This window comes from Paraburkholderia sp. RL17-347-BIC-D (assembly GCF_046027915.1).
Lineage (GTDB): Bacteria > Pseudomonadota > Gammaproteobacteria > Burkholderiales > Burkholderiaceae > Paraburkholderia.
Window position 1 is genome coordinate 24096 of record NZ_JARESS010000011.1, and the last position, 21304, is coordinate 45399.

A 21304-nucleotide genomic window follows, 5' to 3' on the forward strand; every position below is an offset into this window, starting at 1 on the left:
AGCGCGCCTCTTTACCTCCCAGGTAATCGACCTGCCTACCGTCGCCCGGCACAGTGGCGTCACGGCATCACGACTCCCACTTGAGGCAAGGAGACTTCCATGAACGCGACCGCACCGTATCTCGCCGACGAACCGAACACCATCCGCACCGCCGACAACACGCGTCTTTTCTACCGCGACTGGGGGCAGGGCACGCCGCTGGTGTTCCTCTCGGGCTGGACGCTGAACTCCGACATGTGGGCGTACCAGATGGAACCGCTGTCGCGCCTCGATTGCCGCTGCATTGCGTACGACCGGCGCGGGCATGGCCGTTCGAGCGATCCGGGCCGCGGCTACGACTTCGACACGCTCGCCGACGATCTGGAGAGCGTGTTGAGCGCGCTCGATCTGAGCGGCGTCACCCTGGTCGCGCATTCGATTGCGAGCGGCGAAGCGGTGCGTTATCTGACGCGTTACGGTTCGGCGCGCGTCGCCCGGGTCGCGTTCGTCGCGCCTGCGGCCACGCCGTATCTGCTGAAAACCGAGGACAACCCGAACGGCATCGACGCCGCTTTATTCGAGCAAGGCCGCCTCGCGCTGAGCCGTTCCTTTCCCGACTGGATCGAGGCGAATGCGGCGCCGTACTTCGGGCCGGGCGTGTCGCGCGCGCCGCTCGACTGGACGATCCGCATGATGCTGCAAACCTCGCATCAGGCGATGCTCGAACTGGCCCGCGTGCAGACCATCACCGATTTCCGCGCGGAATTGGCGAAGATCGAGGTGCCGTCGCTGATCCTGCATGGCGATCGTGACGCGTCGGCGCCGCTCGAACTAACCGGGCGGCCTACGGCGGCACTGATACCCGGCGCGTCACTGCATGTCTATGAAGGCGCGGGTCACGGCTTTTACTTCACTCATGCGGAGAGGTTGAACCAGGATTTGCTGGCGTTCCTGGGCCGCCAGCCGGCTTAGGGTCGACGGGCAACTGGTCTTCCACCGGCGCGTCCGTCTGCGCCGCTGCGGCGGACGAAGGCGCATCGGCGGGCGGCACGGCCTTCGGTGCGTCAGCTGCGTCAGGTGCGTCTTTGTGTGTGTCATCCGCTTCGATTCTCGCGGGTGCGCTTTCCGGGTCCCACGTCAGCAGATTGCGCTGCGGGTTCGCGATCTCGATGCCGCGCTCGCGGAACTGGTCGAGAATGCGCCGGTTGAATTCGCGCTGCACGCCCCAGCGCGCACTGTCGCGGCACTGGATCTGGCCGGCCAGCGTGATGGCCGAGCCGTCCAGGGCATCGACGCCCCAGAAGCTGAAGTCCGACAGAATGCCGTCCTTGAACTTGTCGTCCTCGCGCAGGGCCGCGCCGATTTCCTTCAGCGTGTTGATGGCGAGATCGACATCCGCGCCGAACACGATATTGACCTTCACTGCCGCATTGCCGATGCCGCGGTTGGTGTTGTTCACCGTCGATACCGAACTGAAGGGCACCGTGTAGAGCGAACCGTCGCCGCCGCGCAGCCGCACGGTGCGGATCGACAGATATTCGACAGTGCCGGACACGCCCGCGAGCGTGACCCAGTCGCCGACCTGCATCGCGTTTTCCATCAACAGGAAAATGCCGGTGATGAAATCCTGCACCAGTTTTTGCGAGCCGAAACCGAGCGCCACGCCGAAGATACTGGCGCCCGCCAGCAGCGGCCCGATGTTTACGCCGAGTTCACTCAAACCGGTGAGCACCACCACCAGCGCGATCGCGCAGAAGAGCGCGCTGCGCAGCATCGGCAGCAGGGTGCGCAAGCGCGCGGCGCGCACGAGGTCGCCGCTGGTGGTCCAACTGTCCAGCCGTTGTTCGACCGATACGTTGACGCCTTCCCACACGAGCAGCGCGATCACGGCCGCCACGCCGATCGTGATGATCGCCGACGCGAGCCGGTGCCCGATCGTGCCGGTACGGAACAGGTCGCCCACATGCACGCCCCACACCTGCAACAGCGCGAGCGCGGTCACGATGCCGATGAGCCACGCCACCACGAGGCGCAACAGCGGGTAATAGCGGTACGCGTGCTGATGCACGAGCGATTTGGCCGCGTCGTCCTGCACATTGAAGAGCCGGGCCAGTGCCCCGAACACCACGATCGACACGACCCGTGCGCCCACCAGCACCGCCAGCGAAATGCCGCCGAGATGCAGCAGCGCGTGATAGCCGTTCTGCACATCGAGCGCCCAGATGAACCACAACGCCATGACGACGAACACCGCGGCCCACGCCCAGACTTCGGCGAATACGTTGCCGAACATCTCCAGCGACTTGCGCGCGGCGAGGCGCTTGCGGATCAATTCGCCGACCGGGGTCGCGCATTGCAGCAGCAGGATCGAGATCATGACATGGCCGGCGAGCGCGACCACTTTCATCAAGGCGAGATGCGCCGCGTCGTTCAGACCGAGCGACTGCGCGATCTCGGCGATCGCGGAACCCACGCCCACCACGCTGACGATCCGCACCATCCAACGTTGCACGAAAGCGGCCCACGCGTCGCTCATGCGCAGCAGACGCAGACGCGGCGCCGCCGGTTGCAGGAAGAAACCGCTGACGATCACGATCACGCGGCACAGCACGTAGATGTCGACCAGCGAATCGAGCGCGCGGTCTTGCGGCGTGCCGTCGTCGGCGAAGATCGACATCAGCGCGCTCGCCGCGCCGACGAACACCACGAGCGGCAGCAGCCGCAGCGCCATGGAGAGGAGCGCGCGCGGCAGGCGCCGCAGCAGCGTCCAGTGATGTTTGGCGTTCTGCTTGCCTTTGGCTTCGTTGACCCGGCCTTTGGCCTTCGTCGCGGCGGATGTGCCGGACGGCACGGCCGCGGCTCGCGCCTCTGCCGTACTCACCGGCGAGGGCGGCGAAACGGGCAAGGGCGGCGCGGCGTTCGGCGCGTCGGCGGGTTGTGGCGCGACGTCGACGGGCAGGTCGGCTTGCGCGGCGTCGTCTTCGTCTGCCAGTTCGCGGCGCGCGGCCAGCGCCCGGTAGGCGCGGCGCAGCAGGCGGCGCGCCAGCCATTCGAGCACGAGCGCGGGGATCAGCGCGGCCAGCAGCGACCACGCGACGTGGCCCAGCACGGCGCGCGCTTGCGGGTTGGTCGATTGCCAGTTCCACCAGGCGCGGACCGATGCGAGGTCGAGCAGCGCGGCGACCGAACTGCGTAACGACTTGCCGAGGTCCACGGCCCAATGCGCGCCCTGGCGGGCCAGTTGCGAGGCGAGGCCGTTGGACTTGAACGCCGCCGGCACGATGGCGGCGGCGCCGCTCGCCGCAGCGGGCGCCGAGGCGGCCGCGGGCGCGGAAGCGGGCGGCGCGCTCAGCGCGCCGGCGGCGGCGATGGCCTGCAGCGTGTCGGCGACTTGCGCGCGGCGCGTGGGGTCATTGAGAACGGCGAGAGCCTGGCGGGCCTGCTCGGGTGTCAGCGTGACGCCGACGCCGGAGGCCGACGACGCGGGCGTGGCCGGCGCTGTTGCGGCGAAAACCGGCGCGGTGATGAAGGCGAGAAGAACGAAAAACCAGACCTGGAATAATTTGCGCATAGGGTGTAAAGCGGGGGACAGATGCGGACGGCTGTGCCGATACGTACGGACCGGTTCGGCGGCGTGACCATGAACCGACACGGTTTTGGCGGTACAAGTTCCTTGACCTGCCGTGGCGCGAGGCGCCGGAAATCCGGCGAGCCCCGTGCAGCGGCACCTTGCGGTAGCAAAAAACTTGCCTGTCAGACAGTATCCGATTGTCCCATGCCGGCTGCGACGCGCAGGAATTGCCCCCGGCGCGTGCGTATACCTTCACCGCCGCAGCCGCAATCGCAACCCCTCGCAATTACTCCGTCGCTGCCGACGCGCGCACCGCCGGCACGCCCAAGGTGCCTTCCACGACTTCGGTGAAGGTGCGCTCCTCGCGCAGAATGAGGCGCTTCGTCTGCGCCAGCTTGAAGTTGTCGCGTGCCTCGGGATCGGCGCGCAGTCTCGCGCGATATGTCTCATACGCCGCGAGGCTGTCGAACGCGATCAAGCCCCACGCGATGTCGTTGGTCCCTTCGTGCGGCAGAAAGTAGCCGATCAGGTGGCCGCCACAGCGCGGAATAATGCGGCCCCAGTTGCGGGCGTATTCGTCGAAGGCATCGCGCTGGAAAGGATCGATCTGATAGCGGATGAAGCAGGTAATTGTCATGTGCATAGCTCCGGGTCGGTTGAGAGGCGTGGTCTGAAGCACCATGACTGCAGTATGGCGAGCGCCGGCCGGCGATGTTTCAGCGCGCTCTGAACTATGGATGGTGACCGTGCGCGAGTCATGAATCGGGCGCCGGGCATCTAAAGCGGCCGTTGCGAGCGGATCGTGAAGGCCGCCAGCGCTGCGCCCGCCAGCGCGCAAAACGCCGACACCAGCGCCACCGCTCGCAATGCCGCGCCCAAGGCTTCGGCTTGTGCCTGTGCGACCTCGGCTTGCGCTCCTGCCGGTTCTGCATGTGTTTGGGCCACGCCTGCATCCGGATCGGCGTGGGTTTGCGCCGCTGCGGCACTTGCCGCTGCTGCGCCCACTTTTCCTTCCGACGCATCGGTCCCAGCGCCCGAATCCATGCCGACCTGCGCCAGGCTCGCCGCTGCGCGCGCCGCCTGCGGCACATGCAGCGCATCGAGCCGCGCAGCGAGCGCCGCATCGTGTGACCACACGAACACGATCCCCAGCACCGCGATCGCCAGCAGGCTCGCCACCCGCGCCACCGCGTTGTTGATGCCCGAAGCGACGCCCGTGCGGGCGGCGGATACCGAGGTCATCACCGTCGTCGTCAGCGGCGCGACGGTAATGGTCATGCCGAGTCCGAGCACGGTCAACGCGGGAAGAAAGCCGCGCCAGTACTCGCCGCGTACCCACGGCAGCGCGAGCATCGCGAAGCCGGCCGCGGCGACGACTGGCCCCGCGGTCAGCAAGGCTCGCGCGCCGTAGCGGCTCGTCAGGCCGCCGGTGAAGCGCGACAGCAGTCCGATGGTGACCGGCACCGGCAGCAATGCCGCGCCCGCCTGGGTCGCGCTGTAACCATAGGCGCGGATCAGCGTGAACGGCAGGAAGAACAGCGCGCCGCCCAAGCCGAAGTAAAGCAGCAGTGTGACGAGATTGGCGCCGACGAAGTCGCGCGAGCGGAACACGTCGAGCGGCATCATCGGATTGCGGGTTCTCGCTTCGAGCGCGACGAAGGCGATCAGCACCAGCAGTCCGCCGAGGATCGACGCCAGCACCCAGCGGTTGCCGAAGCCATGCGTCGAGGCGAGAGTCAGGCCGTAGGTCAAGGCGGCCAGTCCGGCGGTGGCCGTGACCGCGCCCGGCAAGTCGAGTCCGGCCGCCGCATGTCCGGCGGCGGCGGGGGATGACGGATCGCCGTCGTCGTCCTGCCGGCTGTCCGGCACGGCCATGACCGCCAGCGCGACGGTCGCGCAGGCGATCGGCACGTTCAGGAAGAAGATGGCGCGCCACGAAAACGCATCGACGAGCCAGCCGCCCGCCACCGGCCCGAGCGCCGAGGTGATCGCGCCGACACCGGCCCAGGTGCCGATCGCCTGGCCGCGCTCCTTGTCGTCGAATACCGCGCCGATGATCGAGAGGCTGCTCGGCACCAGCAACGCCGCGCCCACGCCTTGCACGGCGCGCGCCGCGATCAGGGCGGCGGCGCCCGGCGCGAGGCCGCAGCCGATCGAGGCCAGCGTGAACAGCCCGATTCCGGCGATGAACACCGTGCGCCGGCCGAGTTTGTCGCCGAGCGAGCCGCCCACCAGCACCAGCGCGCCGAGAAACAGCAGATAGGCGTCGACAACCCACTGGATCGCCGCCACGCTCGCGCCCAGTTCGGTCTGGATGGACGGCAAGGCGACGTTGACCACGGAACCGTCGATGAAGGCCATGCTCGAGCCGAGAATGGTCGCGGCCAGCGCGAGTTTTTTACGCCGGCACGGATGGACGAGGCTGGGATGTTGCGCGCGAATGACGAGCGCGTCGCACGGGCTCGCCTGAGCGGGCAGGACGGACGAGGAACGGCGCTCGAGCGCCGGTACGTGCTGGTCGGCCAAGTCCGCTCCCGGATGGATGAACGGCCTTCAGCATAGCAATGCCGGCGTGTCGGCGAAAGGCGCGAAGAATGCGTCAGGCGCTGCTAGCGCACCTTGTCACGTCATTTCGCCCTATGGTGCGCGCGAAATGGCGGCGCGCGCGGCCCGCGATCATCCGGGCGAGCGAGGTTCAGACCGGACCCGGCGGAACCCAGCGAAGCAGAAGCGACGCCGAACTTACCCGCTCACACCAGCGAAGCCGCCCGCCGCTCCGTCTCGCCGTCGGCATCCGCGCCGCCGGTGGCGTTCGACGCGCGCCCGGCTGCCGGCTCCTGATGCAGCCGGTTGGCATGCATCAATCGATACAGCGTGGCCCGCGAAATGCCGAGTTCGGCCGCCGCCTCGGACAACTTGTAGCCATGCCGCTGCAACGCATGCTCGATCGCGTCCTTCTCGGCCTTGCTGCGGATTTCCGCCAGCGTCACGGCCGGCCCGTTGTCGGCTTCCGGCAGACCCAGATCGCTTGCCGTGATAAAGCGGCCTTCGCTCATCACCACGGCGCGGCGCACGCAATTGATCAGTTCGCGCACGTTGCCCGGCCACGGATAGTTCGACATGGCCACGATCGCGTCGCTCGACAGACCGCGCAGTTTGCGCGCGCCGTCCTGTTTGTACATGCTCAATGCATAGTTGGCGAGCAGCTTGATGTCGCCGCCGCGCTCGCGCAGCGGAGGCTCGACGAGGCGCAGCACGCACAGACGGTGATACAGGTCGGAGCGGAAGCGCCCGTCTTCGACCGCCTTGTCCAGATCGACGTGAGTCGCCGAAATGACCCGCGCGTTGACGTTGATCGGGCCGTTGCCGCCCAGCCGTTCGATCGTGCCTTCCTGCAGGAAGCGCAACAGGACCGCCTGGCATTCATGCGGCATGTCGCCGATTTCGTCGAGGAAGAGGGTGCCTTCATGCGCGCTCTCGATCCGGCCGATCTTGCGCTGGAGCGCGCCGGTAAAGGCGCCGCGTTCGTGGCCGAACAATTCGGCTTGCAGGAGGCTCGGCGGAATCGCCGCGCAATTGATCGCGACGAAGGGCCGGCCGGCGCGCGGCGAGCGTTCATGAATCGCCTTGGCGGTCAGCTCCTTACCGGTGCCGGATTCGCCGGCGACGAACACCGGCGCGTCGGTCACGCCGCATTTGTCGATGCGCCGGTACAACTGCTGCATGGCCTCGCATTGCCCGACCATGCCGTGCCGGCCGAGCGACGGCTCCGGCGCGACCTCCACATGCCGCAGGCTCGACAGCCCATGCGCGTGGCCGAGCGCGAACACGAGCCGGTCGTTGAGCCACGGTCGCGTGACGAAGTCGAAGCAATAGTCGAGGATGAAACGGCTGACCAGTTCGTTTTCCGCCTGGCCCGGCGCGATCTGGGCGACCCAGTTGGTTTCCACGCGCCGCATGCAGGACGCCAGTGCGGACAGATGCTGTGAGGTGCAGTCGCCCGGCAGCTCGACTAGGCCGACCTTGATATTGCCGCGCTCGAGCATACGCTCGGCGACGGCCGTGCTTTTGGCATGCACCGCTTGCCAGCCAGAAGCCGCCAGAAAAGCGGCGAGTTTCTGATCCGGCGAATTCGACACATACAGAACAGTGCGTTCCGTGTCGACAGGCGTGCAAGTCGTGTTCATGTTACCCCCGGTTTGATGCAGCTCTCAGGACTGTTCTGCGACGTACCCAACAGACCGGCAAGATGCCGGCTTCCGGCCAACTGAGCCAGCCGGTCCGCGTGTGCGGACCCGGACATGGATTGATCCACCGCTTTGGGGTTCTGCGACTCGACGCCCGGCGGTGACGATTCACGGTAGCGGCAATCTTCGGGGGCATGGAGCGGGCGGCGCGAGCCGCGAGGTGCTACATATCGGACGAATGGCGGGAACGGTGTTCACCGTTGTAACCGTCACACGATCTTTTCCCCGAATCACTCAAACCGTTTTTAACCTCGTTGGCCTGATACAAGCACTCTTCTTGGCGCATGGGCTTAACGATAAGCGAAACCGCTTTCGAGCGCCATACAAACAAGTCTGGATTCAGAAACGTTTTTCATATCACCCCATTGTGCTTGCGGTAAAAAAATAGACGGTCAAGTCCCGCTATGCTCGGCATCCCACATAGCGCCTCAATTCGTTTTACGGCAAATGTGAAACGGAACTGTAGTTCGGGATTTGCCTCGTCTCACGCTTGCGACACATCGGACAGGGGGTCGAGACTACCCGGTAGGGTTCCGAAGCATCGGCATATTTGACCGGGATGTAACGCAGCGCCCGGCCCCACGCGGGGCGTGCGGATTGCCCGGCGAGCCAACGGCCAGCTACGCGTCGCCGCGGCGCGTCGGCGGAGGCCTAAGTGCGTGTCGAATTCGAATCAACGCGAGATGCGAAGAGTGCGCGAGCAGGGTGCGCCGCAGCAACGATCACGGTGGCATAAGGGTTTGAGGGCACATGGCATAGCCGTTGCAATAAGCACTTCACAGCGAATGCTGTTGCCGCCCGGTCCGAACTCCGGGAAGCCGGAGTGAAGAGAGATCGGCGGCACATAAAACTTCGTAGGCGCGGCGGGGGGAAGCCAATGCGTTTTACGAGGGGGCGGCGGGGCCACTGAAAAACAAACGACATAAGAGCACGGCGCGAATGATCGGTACAACGTACCGGTCAATGTGACCGGACGATGTAAAGGTCGACCTCGCCACTTTTTCCGTCTGTTTCGGCGGACATGAAGGGGATGGCAAAAACAACAAGTACCGCGCTCGCGGAGTTGGTGAGCGAACGATACGCACAACAACAAGAAAACAGCGAAAGAAGAGCGGCGGGGTAGCGCGCGGTCGAGGACCAACCGGGCGCATGGAGCGGGGAGGAATGGCCAGAGTCTCCGTAGAGAGGCGCAGCTTACGAGGTGGACCGGGCGCCGTGTCCGCGAATGTGCGGACACGGCTCACCTGGACAGAGCAGTGAAAAAAACAGATTTTTTTTTGGGGGTTGTCATGACCAGACAGTTCACCAAGCCGGCCGGCACAGCACAGCCGGCTCGTCAAACCACCGTGTACTCAACGGATGTCGCCTATCAACGGCATATCGCCGCGCCGCGCGCATTGTTCGCCGCGCCGCCGGTCGATCTGACGACGCTGGTGATTGCCGAGGCGATCAAGCGCCGGTCGCAAGCGGAGCTTCAGCGCGAGGCGTTGCGCGACTCGGTGTATGAGATGCCGGTGTCGCAGGAACGAAACTACGAACGCGGTGCGGACATTTACCGGTCCGATTCCGACGAATAACCAGAACATCGATCGCTATCGAGGTGGCTTCGCCAACCGAACGGCGTCAGACCGGCGGAGAGCCGACATGATCGACATCTTCCTGATTTCATCCAGCATGGAGCGCGCGCCGGACATCGTCGCTCGCCTCGAGGCAAGCGGCGTGGCTTACCGGCTGCGCACCGCTCACGGCACGGCCCGGCAAGTGCGGGCGCACGACCGTGCGATTCGAAGCGCCGATATGCTGATCGTCGACGATGCCGATCTGAATGCGCGCGACCTGGACGGCGTCGAGGAAGCGCTGGCCTGCACGCCGGCCCTGCATTGCGTGCTGATGACGGCGGCGCCGTCCACCGCCTTGCTGGGCGCGGCGATGCGCGTCGGCGTGCGGCATGTGCTGGCGTGGCCGCTCGACGCCGACGAGATCACCACCATCCTCATCCAGGCCGACGTGCGGAAAAACGCCATCGGCCGCCGCGTCGGCCGTGTCGTCTCGCTCGCTTCGAGCAAGGGTGGCAGCGGTACCACGCTAATCGCCGTGAATCTCGCGTATTCGCTTGCCGCGCTGAGCAACCGGCGTGTGCTGCTGATCGATCTCAGCCAGCAATTCGGCGACGCCAGCCTGCTCATGGCCGACAAACCGCCGCCCACCACGCTTGCCGATCTCTGCTCCCACGCGGAGCGCCTCGACGCCGCGCTACTCGAATCATGCGTGATGCATGTCCACGCAAATCTCGATGTGCTGGCGGGTGCGGGCGATCCGCTCAAGGCCGCGGAATTGCTGCCCGCGCAGATGGAGAGCATTCTCGCGCTGGCGCGTGAGCGCTATGACGCAGTGTTGATCGACGTCGGCCAGAGCCTGAATCCGTTGACGATCCATGCACTCGATCGCAGCGACGCCATCTGCATGGTGGTGCGTCAGAACCTGCTTTACCTGCACGGCGGGCGCCGCATGCTCGATATTTTCAGGGAACTGGGCTATCCGGCGAGCAAGGTGCGGGTGGTGGTGAATCATTACGACAAGAACGCCCAGATCAACCTGTCGAAGCTCGAACAGACGCTTGGCGCGAGGGTGGCGCATCAGCTTCCGCGCGACGAAAAGCAGGCCAATGAAGCGCTCAGCCGCGGCGTGCCGCTGGTGACATCGGCCCGAGACAGCACGCTTGCGCAAGGTATCAGCCTGCTGGCGGACATGCTGTGGCCGTCCAGCGCCGAGCGCCGCAAAGGCGTGCTCGGCCGTCTGTTCGCGTCGCGGCCGAATGTGCCGCCGCAGCTCAAACCCGGCCATTGAAGCCGTTCTGTCAAACTGGACAGACTCGTCAGAAGCGAATCCGCACATACGTGGCATGATCTGGATAGCGGATCCGTGCCGCTGCTACGTTGCGATCCTGGGAGGCGGGCAGCCTTTGGCGTAACCTGCCAAAATAATAATTCGCATGTCGAAACGAATAGGCAATGACGTGGACCACTCCGCCTTTAGAACGTCGCGGCGAGCAGCTATCGCGCGTATCAAGGCAAGCTGTGCTTTCGCTTGATTCCCGGTGTGTTTTGACAGTGTATCGTGTCGTTGTGGCCAGCTACTTCGCGGCCTGTCTGATTACTCTCTAGAGCGCCTGTGAGCGCAGCATCGTCCATGCAAAACGAGTCCAACGGTCTCAACGATATCGCGTCGATCCTGTCCAATCCGATTCTCAACACGGATTCGTACAAGGCGTCGCACTACCTGCAATATCCGCCCGAAGCATCTGCGATGTTCTCGTACATCGAATCGCGCGGCGGGCGCTACGATCGCACGCTGTTCTTCGGCCTGCAGATGCTGATCAAGGAATATCTGTGCCGCCCGGTCACGCCGGCCATGATCGAGCAGGCCAAGGCTTTTTTCACGGCGCACGGCGAGCCGTTCAACGAAGCGGGCTGGCGCTACATCGTCGAACACCACGGCGGCTATCTGCCGGTGCGCATTCGCGCGGTGCGGGAAGGCTCGGTCGTGCCGACGCACAACGCGCTCGTCACGGTCGAATGCGACGATCCGCAGGTGTTCTGGCTGGCGTCGTACATGGAGACCATGCTGCTGCGCGTGTGGTATCCGATTACGGTGGCGACGCAAAGCTGGCATCTGCGCAAGACGATCCGCGGCTATCTGCTAAAGAGCAGCGACGACCTCACGCAATTGCCGTTCAAGCTGCACGATTTCGGCGCGCGTGGCGTGTCGAGCGCGGAGTCGGCGGCGATCGGCGGCGCCGCGCACCTCGTCAGCTTCATGGGCTCGGACACGGTGCTCGGCGTGGTCGCGGCGAACCATTACTACAACGAGACGATGGCGGCGTTTTCCGTGCCGGCGGCGGAGCACAGCACGATCACGTCATGGGGCCGCGAGCGCGAAACCGACGCGTTTCGCAACATGATTGCGCAGTTCGGCAAGCCAGGGGCAATCGTTTCCGTGGTGTCCGATTCCTACGATCTGTTCGCCGCGCTCGACGCCTGGGGCACGGAGTTGAAGCAGGCGGTGCTCGACTCCGGTGGCACGCTGGTGATCCGGCCCGACTCCGGCGATCCACGGACGATCGTGCTGCAAACCCTCCGGGCACTCGAGACGTCGTTCGGATCGGTAGTGAACGGCAAAGGGCGGCGCGTGCTCAACAACGTGCGGGTGATCCAGGGCGACGGCGTGAACCCCGATTCGATTGAAGCGATTCTTGCCGCTATGGACGAAGCCGGCTTCGCGGCGGACAACATCGTGTTCGGCATGGGCGGCGCGTTGTTGCAGCAGATCAACCGCGACACGCAGCGCTTCGCGATGAAGTGTTCCGCAATCCGATTAGGCGACGAGTGGCACGACGTGCTCAAGGACCCGGTCACGGACGCCGGAAAGCGCTCGATGAAAGGGCGCCTGACGCTGCTGGTGAATCGCCACACGGGCGAGTATCGAACGACGACGCTGCCCGTTGCCTGGGACGAGCGCACCGTCGAAGGCGATTGGGAAGATGCGCTGGTGACGGTGTTCGATTCCGGCAAGCTGCTGGTCGATATGTCGCTTGCCGAAATCAGAGGCCGCGCTCACGCGCACGAAGGTTAATGCGGACTGCTCGCTTGCCAGACGGCAACACCTGAAGCGCGGATCTCGATCCGGCACGGCGCGCCTTCGCGCAGGCGGGTATCTTCATTGGCAATGTCGAAGCAGACTCCGGCAATATTCACGCGGACATAGCGCTCGCCGCGCCGCAATTCGACCGCGTCGACCACACCGGCATGCGTGCCGTCCACCGTCACGACAATGGCATGCGACGACACGCGCCACATGACCCGCTGACCGGCGGCGAGATCGAGTCCGCTGTCGCCCGTTCCGATCACGAGGCCCTGAGCGATCTCGACCTTGCCTGAAGCACTCATCACGCCTTCGCCTACATTGTGCAAGCCGAGCAGGCCGGCCACTCGCATCGACGCCGGCCGCTCGAATACGGCGTCGATAAAACCCGCTTGCAACACGCGGCCCTGTTCGACGACCAGAACTTCGTCGGCCAGCAACGCGGCTTCATCCGGATCGTGCGTGACGATGATCGTCACCGCCGCGATCTCGCGCTGCAAGGCGCGCAACGACTGCTGCAAGCGGCGCCGCCGCGGCGTATCCAGCGCGGCGAACGGCTCGTCGAACAGCAGCAGTTCGCTATGCCGTGTCAGCGCTCGCGCGAGCGCGACGCGCTGCCGCTGGCCGAACGACAATTGATGCGGCAGGCGCGCGACCAGTTGGGCGAGGCCCAGATGATCGAGCCAGTAACGCGCGCTGGCGGGATCGGCATCGACGGGAAAGGCCAGTTGCTGCGCCACCGTCATATGCGGAAACAGGCCGTAGTCTTGCGGCATATAACCGATCTGCCGGCGCTCGGGCGGCAGCGTGTTCAATGGCGTCGTGCCGAGTGTCACGCTGCTCGACGCGTTGGATTCGAGCCCCGCGATCAGACGCAGCGCCAACGACTTGCCCGAGCCCGACGGCCCGATGATCGCGAGGCGCCGTGTGACCGGCGTCCATGCGATGTCGAGATCGAACGCGCCCAGCCGGCGTTGCAAATGGAAAGCGAGGCGCAGGTCCGCAGTTTCGCCGCGGCTCGCCGTCAGGTCCGCGCCGGGTTCGAGCGCATCGTCGCCGTTTTCGGTTTGCTCGAGCGTGGTCTTTTGCCGAAGGCTGTAAATCGACAGCGCCGCGCAGACGATCGCGATGGCGAGCGTCGGCAGCAGCAGGGGCATCATCGCCGGCAACCCCTGGCCGCCGAATACGACGTACGTATAGACCGGCAACGAATACGGGTGATAGGCCACCATCACGGTCGCGCCGAATTCGCCGAACGCGCGCAGCCACGCGAGCGCGAGTCCCGCGCGAATCGCCGGCCACGCGACCGGCAACATGACGCGGAAAAAACGGCTGCCGGCGTGATGGCCGAGCGTCGCGGCCACGTCGTCGAGCACCGGGTCGACGGCGGTGAACGCGGACTTGGCGGCAATGATCAGGAAGGGCGCGGCGACGAAGACTTCCGCGAGCACGATGCCGGCGAACGAATCCGTCAGCACGCCATTGGTGAAGCGGCCAACCCAGCTATACGGCCCGAGCAGAAACAGCAGCAGCACGCCGCTGGTGAGCGGCGGCAGCGCCAGCGGCAATTGCACGACGAAGCCGAGCAGCGCCACCGTGCGCGAAGTCGAACGCGCCAGGAAATAGCCGAGCGGCACGCCGCCCAGCAGAATCGCGAGCGAGGCCACGCTCGCGCTCGCCGCCGAGATACCGACCGCCGACCACGTCGCGCGCCAATCGACATTCGCCCAGTCCGCCACGCCGAGCTGCGGCACGCTCGCAACGAACGGAGCGCACAGATAGACGGCCAGCAGCGCTGCCAGCCACAGCAGCGGACGCGCAGCGGTACGTTTCACCGCGCTTACTGCGCGGCGGCGTCGATCACGGCTTGCACCGAAGGCGGCATGGCTTGCCCGTTGCCGCTTACCGTGGGTTTGATGACGTCCACGCCATGTTGCTTGAGCAGCGCGCGGCCTTTCGCGCTCAACAGAAAGTCGACGAAGCTGCTCGCGCCTTCACGGTTCGGCGCGTCGCTGAGAATCGTCAGCGTGTAGCTGGCCTTGGCCTGCAATTCGGGTGCGGGGCGGATCGCCGGAATCTTCAGATCAGACGTTTCGGTGGAATAGAAAAAGCCGGCGTCGAGCTGGCCGGATTGCAGGCGGCCAACCAGCGTTTCCTCGGGCAAAACCTGCTCGGGGTTTTCCGCCGCGCCGAGCGTCTTCTCGACGAGGTCCGGCTGGTGGTAGAGCTCAGCCGCCTTGGTCACCATCTCGACGGTGAAGGCACCCTTCGGGTCGAGCTTCGGGTCGGTCCGGCCGATGCGGATGCCCGGCTCCTGCAGCACCTGGTCCCAGCGCTTGCTCTTGAACTGCGGCGCGAACTTGCTCTGCGGGTTGTAGCCGATCATCAACGGCGATTCGGCGAAATTCACATACCACGTGACGTGATCGCCATTCGCCGCGCCGGTCAAACTGTCATTCACCTTGGGGCTCGCGCTGATGAACACGTCGCCGCGGCGCAGCTTGCCCTTGATCTCGTTGGCGATCTTGTTCGAGCCCGCCGCGTAGCCGCGGAAATGCTGGCCGGTGGCCTTCTCGAATGCCGGGCCGATGCTGCGCTCCATCAGATTGACCAGCGAGCCGGCGTACAGCACGTTGACCGTGTTGTCCTGCGCGAAAGCAGGCGCGGCCGTCACGATGCCGGTAACGACCACGAGAGGAACGACGAGAGAAGCGAGCAGCTTGCGAATCATGCGATAACCCCGATACGTTATTAAGAGCGCTATATTACGACGTCATCGCATTATCTTGTGTGACGACGCCGCTCTGCATCAGTCAAGCGGGAAGCTGCGCACGTAACTGGTGCCACTCGCACTGGCGGCGCGGTCGATGGCGTACAGCCGGCCGCGCGGCGCGTCGACGGCTACGCCGCGGGCGTCCTGAAAGTCGTTTGCAAGCACGCTGATCGTGCCGTCCGGCGCGATCCGGCACAGGCCGGTGGTATTGCATTTGGTGTATAGCTTGCCGCCCGCGTCGACGGCCATCAGGTCCGGGCTGGTGATCCGCACGAATGTGCCGCTCGGCGTCACGGCCTGCGATCCGCCCAGCAACGCGCTCAGACTCGCTTTGACGATGTCGTTGTTGGCCTGGTCGGAGACGTAGACCGCGTCGCCCGACACGGCGATCCCGACCGGCTTGCCGAGTCCGCTCAGCAGATCGCGCTCGACCGCCGTGTGAGCGGCCGGATCGTATGTGATGAGACTCAGCCCGCCTTGCAGCGGATTGCTGCCGATTTTGACGAACCACGTCGAGAGCAAACGATTGGAGCCGATCGAGATCAGGCCGAGGCGGCGGCGCGCCGGATCCGGGCCGCTCAGCGCCGCGATCGCATCGACGCCCGTGATGCTGAACACCGCGCTCGCCGTGCCGAAGCCGAAGCGTTCGATCATCAGCGTGGACGCGTCGGCGAAGCTCAACTGGCTCAGGCTGTTCGACTGGCCGGCCACCGCCGGCACACTCGCGTAATGCGCGAACGTGCGGCCGTCGGGCGAGGAGAGCACGCTATTGGTCTGGTCGTCGGTGATGAAGACGGCGCCGTCCGCCGCGCGCACCGCGATGCCGTTCGGCGACGCGCTGACGGCGACCTTTTGCGGCGTGGCGGTAATCTCGTCGCCGCCACAACCGGCGAGCGCCGCGATCAGGCCGAGGGAGACGAAAGCGAGACACGTGGTGCGTCGCCAGGCGGGTGAGAAGCGCATGTGATCTCCTGAGCAGCCCGGCTGCGCACCGGCCGTATGCCGGCGCGCCCACGCGTGCCGTGATTGTTATGAATGAAGGTGAGGCCGGGCTATATTCCCGGCGATATGACGCGTATCGACGCGGTTTTGCGCGCAAGCCGCCATCGCAGCGTAATATACACACGGACATAACGGGTGAACAAGCCGCTCAGGCGCACATGCTGGAGATAAACGGATATGGATAGTGTGAATGTGATTGCCGCGCCCGCTGTCGACAGCGCGCTTGTCCTGAGCGGACGATTCCAGCGGCCGCTTTCATTCGGGCTCGATGAACTCAAACGCTACGAAAGCGTGGTGGCCACGCCGTTCGATCTGCGTTGCTATACGACCAACCGCTTTATTCGCAGCGTCGAGCCGTATCGCGGCGTGCGCCTGACGACGCTGATCACGGAAGCGGGCTTGCCGAATAGCGTGCCGGGCGAATTCAAGCGCACGGTGTTCGTCGCGGTGGGGCACGACGGCTATGTCGTGACGTTTTCGTGGCATGAACTCTTCAACACGCCGATCGGCGAGAACGTGATGGTCGCCTACGAATGCGGCGGCCGAGCGCTCGACGCTGAAGACGGCGCGCCGATTCTGTTTTCCGGATCCGACATCCTGCCCGCGCCGCGCCATGTCAAACGGCTCGCGCGGATCGAGGCGCATGTGTTGGGACCGTTGGCGTAGGTGAACGCGAGGCACAGCCGGTAGGCGTAACATGGGTCGCTGATCCTTATCACGTTGCCGCCATGTCTGACGATCCGCTTGCACGCGTTGTTGGTGTTGCCGCAACTGGCGAAGACGCGCCTTTGTGGGTGCGGTCGTTGTCGTTGCCGCAGGACGCATTGACCGCCGCGCGCATGACAAAGTGGCTGGACGCAGCGACTAATGCCGCATCACCCGACACACAACTCTTCGCCAAACTGATCGCCGAGCGCGACGCGCGCAACGAACTCGCGCTGCTCGGACTTCAGCAACCGGCGTGGCGCGCGCTGGTGGCGCGGCACTTCGCGCGTGCCGCTGTCCCGGCCGCGTTGCCGCTCGTGGTCACTTCGAGCGAGCACGCGGAATTCGTCCGCACGCTCCACGCGCTATTGCTCACGTACGCTAGCGCCACGATCCATGCAGACGACGCGCAGTGTCTAGCTGCAATCATCGCCCATGCCTGTTTGCGTCCGGATCACCTGTGGCGCGACCTCGGCCTCGCCGGCCGCGACGAAGTCACGTGGATGCTGACGCGTTATTTCCCCACGCTCGTCGCGCTCAATACCGCCAACTTGCGGTGGAAGAAGTTCCTCGCTGAACAACGCGCGTTGTCACTGGGTTTGCAGCCTGGCCCGGCGCCAGGCTGTCCCGGCTGTGAAGACTACGGGCATTGCTTCCCGGAGCTTCAGGGAGGATTGTGATGGCCGTTCGGCCAGGGTGGCAGTACGAGGCGGTTCGTGTATGCTTTCGCGCATGGCTGACACCCCAAAAACCAAACCCGCACCCGCGGCAAAAAAAGCCGCGAAGGCGCGTCCCGAAGTGCGCTTCAGAATGCGCATCCGTAGCGGCGACGCGGTCGCGCTCGGGCCGGGCAAAGTCGAATTGCTCGAAGCCGTGCGCGAATTCGGCTCGATCTCGGCGGCGGCGCGCAGCCTCGATATGTCGTACCGTCGCGCCTGGCTGCTGATCGATGAACTGAACCGTTCGCTCAAGTCGCCTGCCACGCATTCGGAGCAGGGCGGCCAGAGCGGCGGCGGCTGCACGCTCACGCCCGTGGGCGAAACCATCATTCGCCTGTACCGCGACGTTGAAGTCGAGGCGCAGCGAAGTTGCGCGAAACAGATCGCCGAGTTGACCAGGCTGATCCGCTCCTGAGCGTCCCCGGTCGCGCAAGTGCGCTCAGCCGTGACGCAGGCAAAACGCCGAAGGCGGCGGATTGCCCAATTGCGCAAGCTGCTCGGGGTGCAGGCGCGCCATCAATTCGACGAAGCTCGCCACACTCGCCGTGCGCAGCGGGTGATAGTCGATCTGATGGCGCTCGCAGACGCGCTTGAGCGTATTCATCGAATCGTGGTCGATGCAATCGACCGGAAACACGACGAGATCCGCACCCGGCAACGCCGCGGCAAGCAGGCCCTTGCGATCTTCCACACCGCCGTCGTGCACGATCAGTTCGCCGCCGGCCGCTTCCACCAGCCGCTTGAGCGCCGCGTTGGAACCCGGCCTGCCGCCCACATACGCGATCCGTTTGCCTTGCACGCTGTCGAGGCTCGCCCGGCGCGTGCCGGCTCCGCTCGCCGCGTCCGCTGCGTCTACCGTCGCGCGTTCGAGGGCGTCGCATTCGCTTTGCACCAGCTTGAGCAGCGTCAGCGTCTGATCGTGGCTTCTGCGCAGCGCGAGCGCCGCGTCCTGTTCCTGCAGCGCGCGCTGTTCCGCGGCCTCGCGACGGCTCGTATGCAGCGCGACGCGCTGATCGGCGTCGGCCAGTTTGTCGTGCAGCCGTTGCGTTTCGGCTTCGAGACCGGCGACATCGCCGGGGATCTGGCGGCTTGTCTGCGCCGTGAGCTGCGCGATCTGCTCGTTGAGCGCCGCAATCGACGCGTCGCGTTGCAGGCTGAGTTCCTGCAAACGGCTCTGTTGACGCTCGATTTTCTCTTTCAATGCGGCGTTCTCCTCTTCCAGCGCGACCAGCCGGCGAATGTCCGCGCGATTGGCCGCGCCCACCAGATGCGACAGCATGTGCAATTCGCCGAATGCTTTCTGGCGCACGGGCATGGTCGCAAACGGATGCGTCATCAACGCCCAGTAGGCGGGCGGGATGTCGCCGCTCTTCAGCGCTTCGTCCCAGAGCTTGAGCAGGTCGACGTCGTCGGTGGCTTTGTCGAAGCGGCGGATCGCGCCCGCATAGTGTTCGTCGAGCAGTTTCTGCAGCGCCTTCGCGGCCGCGCCGCCTTCGATAGCGAGTTCGACCGCCGAGTGATGGATCTCCAGATCGCTCGCGTCGCGGCGATCGAGTCCCGTGAATTTCGGCACCAGCTTGCGCAACTCGTGCGTGCTCAGACACGTGCCGATGATCGAACAATGCAGATGGCTGTCGAGTTCGGCGAGGCGCGCGCGTCGTTTGGTGTTCGAGAACGACACTTTGGCGGGGGCGCAACATGCGTCGGCAACGTGCATGCCGGTGCCGGCAAGCTCGTCGCCGGACAGTTTCAGACGCGCGGGCTGGGCGAGACGGAACGGGGGCGTGTGCATGGGAATCTCGAATCCGGTTCGGTGTCAGGCGAGTTGAAAGTGCAGGTGAAGCTCATGGCGCACATTCGCCGCGCAAGCGCGGCCGACGATATATTCGGAAAGATATAACGATGGGCGAAAGAGAGCGTTCATCTGCGGCTGTCGTTAATCAGTCGTTGGAGGGGGCGAGGGCGGGCTCGGCGACGCGCGCTTTGCGCCGCACGGCCGACCTGTCCGCAGGGCTTCGCGCGGTGGCGGCGCGCTTGCCGGCCGCCGGGCTCATGTCATTCGCAGCCCGTGCGTGCTGTTCGAGCACATGCCCGACGCACAGGCCCACGAAGGCCGCGTCGAGCCGTTCGAGTTCCGCGACCACCTTGCGCAGGGCAGCCAGGTCGTTGCTGAAGGTGTCGGAAAAAATCGCGTCGCGCAGTTGTTCGGCGCAGCGCGCTTCCTCGATCGCCGCTTTGAGGTCGCGCAGACGCGCGAACGCCGCGGCTCTCGCCCGCTCGGCGAGGATCGACAGCAACTGGTTCAGCGAATGCGAGCCGGACGTGCCGACCGAGGCGAAATTCAACTGGTCGTCGGTCAGCATCAGCACGAAGCGCTGCACGCTGCCGTAGAGACGCCGGTAGGCGTCGACGACATCGCGGATCGATTCGGCGCGGCCGCGCTCGGACGCCGACTTCACCGCGACGATGGTCGATGAAAGCTCGTTGGGCGGACGCTCGCGGCGTCTTGCCGGGGCGGATGAAATGGATCGACTGCGCACCGCTACTGGCTCCTGCTGGCTCGTTTCGCCTCGTCGCGCGGGGCTCTCAGAAGCGCTGAAAGACACGCCGCCACGCACCACGAAGCCTACCGTGATATTCGGCAGGATATAGCGAAAAGCGGCCGGCGTGTTGAACAGACGCCGTTTCCTGAGCCGTCGGACAGGCTTCACGCCGCCTTCAGACCGGAGTCACTTATGCCGTGCGAAGTCGAGAAACGCCTTGACGGCCGGGGCCCGCTCGTACTTCCGGAAGGCAATCGCGATCTCCGAAGGAATGGGCTGACCGGTGATGTCGCGGTACACCACACCCGGCAAAGCGATGCAGTCCGCCAGCGTATGCGGCACGACGGCGACGTAGCCGCCCAGCGACACGCACGCCAGCACGGAGGCGAGCGTACCGGGGCGCGGTCCGAGCCGCGCTGAGAAGCGCCCGCGCCGCGCCACTTCGAAGGTGCCGGCTTCCTGTTCCGGCAGCACGAAGCACTGGTCGCGCAATTGCGCCGGCTTGACGCTCGGTGAGGCAGCCAGTGCGGAATCGGTTGGCAAAGCGAGGACGAATTGATCGCGATGCACGGTCGTGGCCTGAATGCCGTCGGCCAGCAGCATCGGCGGGCGCACGTAGGCGGCGTCGAGCAGGCCGTCGCGCAGCATGGCGGCGACGTTGTCCATCGGCACCTCGCGGATCGAAATGTCGACGCCCGGATGCGCGCCGCGAAATCCGCCGACATCGCGCTGCAACACGCCCGCATACGCCGCCGACGCCACATAGCCGACTTCGACGCGCCCGAGCTCGCCACGCTCGGCCAGCCCCGCGCGCTCCTCGCCGCGCGCGAGGTGATCGAGCGCGACCAGCGCCTCGGCGAGATAGGCACTGCCCGCCGCGCTCAGCGCGACCGAGCGCTTGGTGCGATGAAAGAGCCGTACGCCGAGCAGCCGTTCCGCCTCCTGGATCAGCTTGGTCAGCGACGGCGCGGCGATTCCCAATTCGTCGGCGGCGCGCGAGAAATGAAGCTGTTTCGCGACGCAAACGAAGGCATGGATATGACGGAGTTCGAGTTGCCGCATGGTTTTCTGTATTTCCACTGAAGCTAATTATTTTGTGATTTTATGCCAATGACAGGCAATAG

Annotated in this window: 17 protein-coding genes; 7 read left to right on the forward strand and 10 right to left on the reverse strand. The window is 65.3% G+C overall.

Annotated elements, in window-relative coordinates; genetic code table 11:
* The first annotated feature begins 99 nt into the window (after positions 1-99).
* Entirely contained in the window at positions 100-951 is an 852-nt protein-coding gene (locus tag P0D96_RS16835) for an alpha/beta fold hydrolase (RefSeq protein ID WP_408314408.1), read from the forward strand.
* Here the strand turns inward: P0D96_RS16835 and P0D96_RS16840 are convergent.
* The 4 genes from P0D96_RS16840 to P0D96_RS16855 form a co-directional block, all read right to left on the reverse strand.
* Positions 890-3550, reverse strand: a complete 2661-nt coding sequence (locus tag P0D96_RS16840; protein WP_408291055.1) for a mechanosensitive ion channel family protein — start codon at positions 3548-3550, stop codon at positions 890-892. The genes P0D96_RS16835 and P0D96_RS16840 overlap by 62 nt on opposite strands.
* A gap of 286 nt (positions 3551-3836) precedes the next feature.
* Positions 3837-4187, reverse strand: coding sequence for an NIPSNAP family protein (locus P0D96_RS16845; RefSeq protein WP_408314409.1), 351 nt, complete (start codon positions 4185-4187; stop codon positions 3837-3839).
* A gap of 140 nt (positions 4188-4327) precedes the next feature.
* Positions 4328-6076: an MFS transporter gene (locus P0D96_RS16850; protein ID WP_408314411.1), complete on the reverse strand. Its 1749-nt coding sequence runs from the start codon at positions 6074-6076 to the stop codon at positions 4328-4330.
* Between the two features lie 224 nt (positions 6077-6300).
* The gene (locus P0D96_RS16855; protein WP_408180016.1) at positions 6301-7737 is read right to left on the reverse strand and encodes a sigma 54-interacting transcriptional regulator; all 1437 of its coding nucleotides are present in this window, start codon (positions 7735-7737) and stop codon (positions 6301-6303) included.
* 1349 nt (positions 7738-9086) lie between these two features.
* On the opposite strand from P0D96_RS16855, the gene P0D96_RS16860 reads away from it, so the two are divergent.
* The 3 genes from P0D96_RS16860 (at position 9087) to P0D96_RS16870 (ending at position 12429) form a co-directional block, all read left to right on the forward strand.
* A complete protein-coding gene (locus P0D96_RS16860; RefSeq protein WP_408291062.1) occupies positions 9087-9374 on the forward strand; it encodes a hypothetical protein in 288 nt (95 codons plus the stop codon).
* A gap of 67 nt (positions 9375-9441) precedes the next feature.
* Positions 9442-10644 (forward strand): CpaE/TadZ family protein, encoded by a 1203-nt coding sequence (locus tag P0D96_RS16865; protein WP_408291064.1) that lies wholly within the window; start codon positions 9442-9444, stop codon positions 10642-10644.
* Positions 10645-10986: 342 nt separating this feature from the next.
* The gene (locus tag P0D96_RS16870; protein WP_408314412.1) at positions 10987-12429 is read left to right on the forward strand and encodes a nicotinate phosphoribosyltransferase; all 1443 of its coding nucleotides are present in this window, start codon (positions 10987-10989) and stop codon (positions 12427-12429) included.
* Here the strand turns inward: P0D96_RS16870 and P0D96_RS16875 are convergent.
* The 3 genes from P0D96_RS16875 to P0D96_RS16885 form a co-directional block, all read right to left on the reverse strand.
* Entirely contained in the window at positions 12426-14273 is a 1848-nt protein-coding gene (locus P0D96_RS16875) for an ABC transporter ATP-binding protein/permease (protein ID WP_408314414.1), read from the reverse strand. The genes P0D96_RS16870 and P0D96_RS16875 overlap by 4 nt on opposite strands.
* 5 nt (positions 14274-14278) lie before the next feature.
* A complete protein-coding gene (locus P0D96_RS16880) occupies positions 14279-15169 on the reverse strand; it encodes an extracellular solute-binding protein (RefSeq protein ID WP_408291070.1) in 891 nt (296 codons plus the stop codon).
* Positions 15170-15247: 78 nt separating this feature from the next.
* The gene (locus tag P0D96_RS16885) at positions 15248-16174 is read right to left on the reverse strand and encodes an NHL repeat-containing protein (RefSeq protein ID WP_408291072.1); all 927 of its coding nucleotides are present in this window, start codon (positions 16172-16174) and stop codon (positions 15248-15250) included.
* A 216-nt stretch (positions 16175-16390) separates the two neighbouring features.
* On the opposite strand from P0D96_RS16885, the gene P0D96_RS16890 reads away from it, so the two are divergent.
* From P0D96_RS16890 to P0D96_RS16900, 3 genes are all read left to right on the forward strand, one after another.
* On the forward strand, positions 16391-16879 hold the full coding sequence (locus tag P0D96_RS16890; protein ID WP_408180023.1) for a molybdopterin-dependent oxidoreductase: 489 nt from the start codon (positions 16391-16393) through the stop codon (positions 16877-16879).
* Positions 16880-17052: 173 nt separating this feature from the next.
* Positions 17053-17598 carry a nitrogen fixation protein NifQ gene (locus P0D96_RS16895; protein WP_408180044.1) on the forward strand — a complete coding sequence of 182 codons (546 nt, stop codon included), beginning with the start codon at positions 17053-17055 and terminating at the stop codon, positions 17596-17598.
* A 52-nt stretch (positions 17599-17650) separates the two neighbouring features.
* On the forward strand, positions 17651-18052 hold the full coding sequence (locus tag P0D96_RS16900) for a winged helix-turn-helix domain-containing protein (RefSeq protein ID WP_243658296.1): 402 nt from the start codon (positions 17651-17653) through the stop codon (positions 18050-18052).
* A gap of 24 nt (positions 18053-18076) precedes the next feature.
* Here P0D96_RS16900 and P0D96_RS16905 read toward each other — a convergent pair whose 3' ends face one another.
* The 3 genes from P0D96_RS16905 to P0D96_RS16915 form a co-directional block, all read right to left on the reverse strand.
* Positions 18077-19429 (reverse strand): DUF2325 domain-containing protein, encoded by a 1353-nt coding sequence (locus P0D96_RS16905; protein WP_408180024.1) that lies wholly within the window; start codon positions 19427-19429, stop codon positions 18077-18079.
* Positions 19430-19577: 148 nt separating this feature from the next.
* Positions 19578-20348 carry a hypothetical protein gene (locus P0D96_RS16910; RefSeq protein WP_408314416.1) on the reverse strand — a complete coding sequence of 257 codons (771 nt, stop codon included), beginning with the start codon at positions 20346-20348 and terminating at the stop codon, positions 19578-19580.
* An 18-nt stretch (positions 20349-20366) separates the two neighbouring features.
* Positions 20367-21242 (reverse strand): LysR family transcriptional regulator, encoded by an 876-nt coding sequence (locus P0D96_RS16915; protein WP_408314582.1) that lies wholly within the window; start codon positions 21240-21242, stop codon positions 20367-20369.
* Positions 21243-21304 lie beyond the last annotated feature (62 nt).